Origin of the sequence: Paenibacillus whitsoniae (genome assembly GCF_003955665.1) — a bacterium.
GTDB lineage: Bacteria > Bacillota > Bacilli > Paenibacillales > NBRC-103111 > Paenibacillus_E > Paenibacillus_E whitsoniae.
The window spans coordinates 1-5,593 of record NZ_RXHU01000090.1 but is presented as its reverse complement, the minus strand read 5'-3'; the positions used below and the strand labels follow the sequence as shown (position 1 = coordinate 5,593).

Sequence of the window (5,593 nt, the reverse complement as noted above, 5' to 3'; positions counted from 1 at the left end):
TGCACATGCTGTGTGCGCAGCAGTTTACGACTAGCGGTGAGTTGAAGGTATTTGGGGAGGATCCTTACGAGAACAACAAGGTGCTGAGCCAGATCTGTTTTATTAAAGAGAGCCAGAAGTATCCCGACCATTTCCGTATCATCGACGTGCTGGAAGTGGCCAAATCGCTTTATGCGAATTGGGATGAGGCGTATGCGTATGAGCTGATTGAAGATTTTCGACTGCCGGTCAAAAGAAAAGTGAAAAAGCTCTCCCGCGGCATGCTCTCTTCCGTCGGCATTGTGGTGGGGCTGGCGAGCCGGGCGCCGCTGACGATTTTCGACGAGCCTTATCTGGGATTGGACGCCGTTGCCAGATCGCTGTTCTACGATCGTCTGTTGGAAGACTACTCGGAGCACCCGCGCACGGTGATTCTATCGACGCACTTGATTGATGAAGTCAGCCGTCTGCTGGAGGGCGTCATCGTGATCGACAACGGCAAGCTGCTGCTGAACGAAGACGCGGATGCGCTTCGGGGGCGTGCGTGCACGGTATCCGGATTCAAATCGGCAGTTGATGCCTTTGTACGAGGGAAGCAGGTGCTGCAGCAAGAAGTGCTTGGCGCGGCGGCAACGGCGACTGTACTGGGCAAGCTTAGTGCGGAAGACCGTAAATATGCGGAGGAGCTGGAGCTTGAATTCACGCCGGTATCTATGCAGCAGATGATTATTCATTTGACGCGTACGCAGTCGGAAGGAAAGGGGACCGGAGAAAAATGAATCGAATTCAATCGGTAGTCAAAATGCATATGCGCAACCCACTGTCGTGGTTCATGATGCCTTGGGTCATCATTGCGGTGAGCTTTGCCATTAACTTTATCATTTCATCTTCTTTAAATGATGGGGAAGATATTCACACCGGGTCGATTGCTTCCATTTTCGTCTATACGTTCGTTGCCGGAACATTGACGTTGAAAGACACGTTCTCCTTTGCCTTGGGGTTTAGTGTTCGCAGAAAAGATTACTGGCTAGGGACCGTGTTAATGGCGGTGAGCACGTATGTTTTATCGGGTTTGCTGCTTACCGCGCTGACATTTATTGAAGATGGGACCCATGGCTGGGGTGTGCGGCTGCACTTTTTCAAAGTGGAATTTTTGGGCGACCTGTCGTTCCCAAGCATGCTGGGCATCAACGTAATTCTACTTCTGCATTTTTACTTCCTGGGGCTCGCCATTTCCAGTCTGCACCGGCGTACGGGAGCAATCGGGATGTACGGCTTTTTTACCGCGCTGCTGCTGCTCGGAAGTATCGGGACCTACGTGATGACCCATTATCAATTATGGATGGATTTCGGACTCTGGGTTGCGCATCATTACATGAGTTTCTTCTGGTGGATGATCCCGCTGGCCTTGATCTACTCGGTCATTTCCTATGGTTTGCTTCGACGGGCCGCCGCATAAAGCGCAAAACGAGCCTCAGCTTCAATGCTGAGCGCTCGTTTTTTGTTTTATCGCACGTTGGCGAGGTCCTCCGTTATATTTGCTTCAATAGAACGGCGTTTGCTAGTTTCGTAGACGATTTTCCGCTTAAGTTTGCCCGGACCATGTATAGAAAGCCAAGATTTGGACGAATCTAGTAGCTATAACTCTACTAATTTCTAAGGAGGAGCTATGATGTTTCGAAGGTTAGGTTTATCGATCTTATCCCTTGGCTTGCTGCTAGGTTTGTGGTTCATGCAATCTACAGCGTATTCGTATCCTAGCAGTGACCTTGAGGGGGATATGCCCCCTGCCTATACGTATATCGGAAGCGATGTNNGAGTCAAGGTGATACGCTATTCAAAATTGCGCGTAACTTTGATGTAAGTGTGGACGATCTGATCGCGGCCAATCCGATGGCCAATCCGAATCGGCTTGCGATTGGCCAAAATTTGACGATCCCTTTAGTGGGCTCGAGTGTGCAATTAGCGGACGGCCAGTCCAAAATTATTAAAAAAGTGCTGAATACCACCCTGACCGCCTACACGGCCGGTGTGGAGTCTACAGGCAAGAGCGCGTCGCATCCGATGTACGGCATTACTTACAGCGGTCTAAAGGCCAAAGAAGGACGCACCATCGCCGTCGATCCGAACATTATTCCGCTCGGCTCCACGGTGTTTATCGAGGGAATCGGGCTGCGTAAAGCGGAAGACATCGGCTCGGCGATCCGCGGCACGCGTATTGATGTGTTCATGAATGATTTGGGACAGGCGAGGGAGTTCGGCGTGAAAAAGAATGTGAAAGTGTACCTGCTGGATCGGGATAATGCGTAAAGCATGCCCGGTTGCAGAAAGGCTGCTCGGGGTCCTAGGGACCATTGAGCAGCCTTTCTGCACATTCCACACTACTTATCTTGCTCCTTAATCACCTGCTCAATCCCTAGCAGAATCAGCTTCAAGCCAAACTCAAACGATCCGTCACTTCCCATCAGCTCGAACAGCCCGTCCTTGAACATCCTTTGAAAAAGTCCCGCATCCGCCTCGTTCATAGCGCCCAGAAGGCGGTTCATTTCCCCGCTTGGCTCCGTGCCGCGCTCCTCCACGATTGCTGCAAAATTGCGCTGATGCTGGTAATCGTCCAGCACGAAATAGAAAACAAAATTCACAAGCGTAAGAACCGACTGCAATTTCTGCGCTTGCGCAAGCGAGGTCGACTCCACGCAGAGGAGCAGCCGGTTGGTGAACCGGATAAGGTCCGGCTCGTGGGGCAGCGTCAGCATCATGAGCTGCGTGGAACAGGGGTACCGGCGAAGCACATCCCGTGTCGTCACGGCTAGCCCAGACAGCTGCGCCTTCCAGTCTCCTTCGGCGTGGAATTCCTCCAGGATGATTCTCGCGGTCTGGTTGGCCAGACGCTGATAGAGCTGCTGCTTGCTCTTGAAGTACCAGTACAGCGAGGGAGCCTGGATCCCCAGCCGTTCCGCCAATCGCCGCATGCTGAATTTCTCGATGCCGTCCTCGCCAAGAAGCGCCCACGAGGCCTCGAAAATTTTATCCTCTGAAATCTGAGGAGGCTGTTTCTTCATCGGTATCCGTCCTTTATCTAACAGTGTAAGTTTTTTTCGTAGACAAGTTCATAAATTCATGATAACATCTAACACTGTAAGGCACAAACTAACACTGTTAGATTTGATTCAAAATATATAAAGAAAGCGGTGATCCGCATGGACGCAGAAAACCTCCATTACTTTGAAAAAGCACCGGTCGCCAAAGCCGTCGCTCACTTCGCTGTCCCGATGATGCTGGGCACATCCATGAGCGTCATTTATTCCATTCTGAATGCTTACTTCCTGGGTACGCTGAACAATACGGCTATGTTAACCGCGCTTGCGCTGACCTTGCCGTTATTTGCGGTCATTATGGCGCTGGGCAACTTGATTGGCATGGGCAGCGGCACCTTCATTTCCCGGTTGATGGGAGAGAAGAAATACGAGGATGTCAAACACGTGTCTGCCTTCGCCTTTTACAGCAGTCTAGTTCTCGGTCTTATCGTGCTGGCCATCGGTCTTTCGTTGATCGATCCCATCGTTCACAGCCTCGGGGCTTCGCCTGAATCCTTTGGATTTACAAAAGACTACGTCACGGTAATGCTGATTGGCTCGCCGATCGTCATCTTATTCTTCACGCTGGAAAACATCGTGCGCTCGGAGGGCGCCGCGATCACATCGATGACCGGTATGATCCTCAGTGTTGTCGTGAATATCATACTTGATGCGCTAGTCATCTTCGTCTTCCACTGGGGCGTGATCGGCGTTGCGTCGGCTACCGTTATTTCCAACTTGGTTGCGTGCGTATTCTACGCCTTCCATATGGGAACTAAGAGCCAATTCTTAACCGTCTCGGCCAAATGGTTCAAGGTCTCCAAGGACATTCTAAGCAATGTGTTCAAAATCGGAGTTCCGGTTTTTATTATGAGTGTTTTCTTGGGGGCGATGTCGCTTATTTTCAATCGGTTTCTGGTCGACTATGGGGATCAGGCTGTAGCGGCTTACGGGATTTCATCCCGTCTGCTGCAATTTCCTGAGTTTATTCTGATGGGGTTATGCGAGGGCGTCGTGCCGCTCATTGCCTTCTCTTTCACAGCGAATAAATTGCGCATGAAACATACGATTGGGTTCACGATCAAGACGATTGTGGCATTAGCGGTCATTTTCGGCATCGTCGTTTATCTGATTTCCGGCCACTTAATTGGGCTCTTTACGGATGACCCGCAATTAATTGAAATGGGCAGCTACATTCTGCACGTGACGTTTTTGTCTTTGTTCATCACAGGGATGACTGTCTTGTTCACGGGGATCTTCCAAGCCACAGCGCAGGGCACCGCGGCGTTTGTTATGTCCGTTATTCAAGGCATTACGCTCATTCCTGTGCTTTTTATCGCCGAGTGGATGAACGGCTTTCACGGGGTGGTCTGGTCGCTCGTCATCGCGGATACCGTTGCGTTCCTTGTTGGAGCCGCCATGCNNAAGCTGCAGCCGGATTTAGACGCTTTAGGCGCGAATTGATGCGTTCTATGAACATTCGAAGCAAACAAAACACGCACTCAACCTAGCGTTGAGGCGTGTTTTTGTTTAACTGTAAGCAAGGTTCCATCGCTAAGAGGGGCTGGCCCTAGCTAAAAGGGCGAAATAAGCTAGTTTTGCGGAATTAAGAGGGGACAACCCCTCTTAAAGCTCGCTAAAAACGACAAAACGGGCAAATTTCGCCTTCTTAAGAGGGGCTGTCACCTGCTAAGGCATAGAAAAAGCGATATTTTTCCGGGCTAAGTGGGTTTAGCCCCTGTTAACTGCTGCAGATCTACGCAAGCTCTCTCGTTGGTAGCTCCCCTGAACCCTTGTCGGCACCGATCCTCGTTGCTGCAAGCTGATCTGTTAGGCGGTCATCCCCGCAGATCATTATACCGCCGCACTTTCGGAAAATGGAGCGTCACCGTCGTCCCCTCGCCAGGCGCGGAGGTGATGGACAAATCGTGGCCCAGCTTCAGCGCCATTTGCTTGGCGAGGTAGAGGCCGAGCCCGGTCGACTTGTGGTGCGTACGGCCGGCCGAGCCGGTGAAGCCCTTGTCGAAGACGCGGCCCAGCTCCTCGGGCGGAATGCCGATGCCCGTATCCTGGATGAGCAAGCGCTTCTCCGCGTCCGACTCTTCCGAGCGGAACGTAATCGTTCCGCCGCTGCCCGTGTAGGTGAGCGCATTCGCGACCACCTGATTGACGATATACGCGAGCCACTTGCTGTCGCTGCTCACGCTGTGTGTGACCTCCTCCAAGTTCGGGCGGATGCGTTTGTGAATGAACAGCTTCGCGACCTTCTTGACGCTGTCTTTGGCAATGGCCGGCAGGTCGACTTCCGTGATGAAGTAGTCCTGCGAGAACGCGTCGATCCGGGAGTAATACAGCGCTTGCTCGACGTAGCTGTCGATTTTGCCAAGCTCGTCCTCCAGCTTGTCGATGAGCACCTCGGCCGGCTTGCCCGCGCCGTTCTCCATGATGAGCCGGGAGCCGGCAATCGGCACCTTCACGTCATGAATCCAGGACAGGATGTAATCCTGATGATCCTTCCGCTCCTCTTGCAATTGCGC

Annotated in this window: 5 protein-coding genes and 1 pseudogene; 4 read left to right on the top strand and 2 right to left on the bottom strand. The window is 52.0% G+C overall.

What is annotated here, in order from left to right; genetic code table 11:
* From EJQ19_RS32015 to EJQ19_RS26590, 3 genes are all read left to right on the top strand, one after another.
* Positions 1-758 (top strand): AAA family ATPase (locus EJQ19_RS32015; RefSeq protein ID WP_164716726.1); only part of this gene is annotated, 758 nt, incomplete at its 5' end.
* Positions 755-1,438: a hypothetical protein gene (locus tag EJQ19_RS26595; protein WP_126144258.1), complete on the top strand. Its 684-nt coding sequence runs from the start codon at positions 755-757 to the stop codon at positions 1,436-1,438. The genes EJQ19_RS32015 and EJQ19_RS26595, both read left to right, overlap by 4 nt.
* Positions 1,439-1,872: 434 nt before the next feature.
* Complete coding sequence (locus EJQ19_RS26590; protein WP_420901703.1) at positions 1,873-2,289, top strand: 3D domain-containing protein; 417 nt, start codon at positions 1,873-1,875, stop codon at positions 2,287-2,289.
* 71 nt (positions 2,290-2,360) lie between these two features.
* On the opposite strand, the gene EJQ19_RS26585 is transcribed toward EJQ19_RS26590, so the two are convergent.
* On the bottom strand, positions 2,361-3,041 hold the full coding sequence (locus EJQ19_RS26585) for a TetR family transcriptional regulator (protein WP_126144257.1): 681 nt from the start codon (positions 3,039-3,041) through the stop codon (positions 2,361-2,363).
* A 138-nt stretch (positions 3,042-3,179) separates the two neighbouring features.
* Between EJQ19_RS26585 and EJQ19_RS26580 the strand changes: the two are divergent.
* Positions 3,180-4,479, top strand: a pseudogene (locus EJQ19_RS26580) (MATE family efflux transporter); the annotation flags it as partial.
* 415 nt (positions 4,480-4,894) lie between these two features.
* On the opposite strand, the gene EJQ19_RS26575 reads toward EJQ19_RS26580, so the two are convergent.
* Positions 4,895-5,593, bottom strand: a 699-nt coding sequence (locus tag EJQ19_RS26575; protein WP_164716725.1) for a sensor histidine kinase, incomplete at its 5' end; no start/stop codon positions are given.

What these genes read in the sequence shown, in the direction of transcription:
- EJQ19_RS26590 (WP_420901703.1), top strand. Translation starts at nt 1,873, where the DNA reads ATGGCCAATCCGAATCGGCTTGCGATTGGCCAAAATTTGACGATCCCT.
- EJQ19_RS26585 (WP_126144257.1), bottom strand. Translation starts at nt 3,041, where the DNA reads ATGAAGAAACAGCCTCCTCAGATTTCAGAGGATAAAATTTTCGAGGCC.
- EJQ19_RS26595 (WP_126144258.1), top strand. Translation starts at nt 755, where the DNA reads ATGAATCGAATTCAATCGGTAGTCAAAATGCATATGCGCAACCCACTG.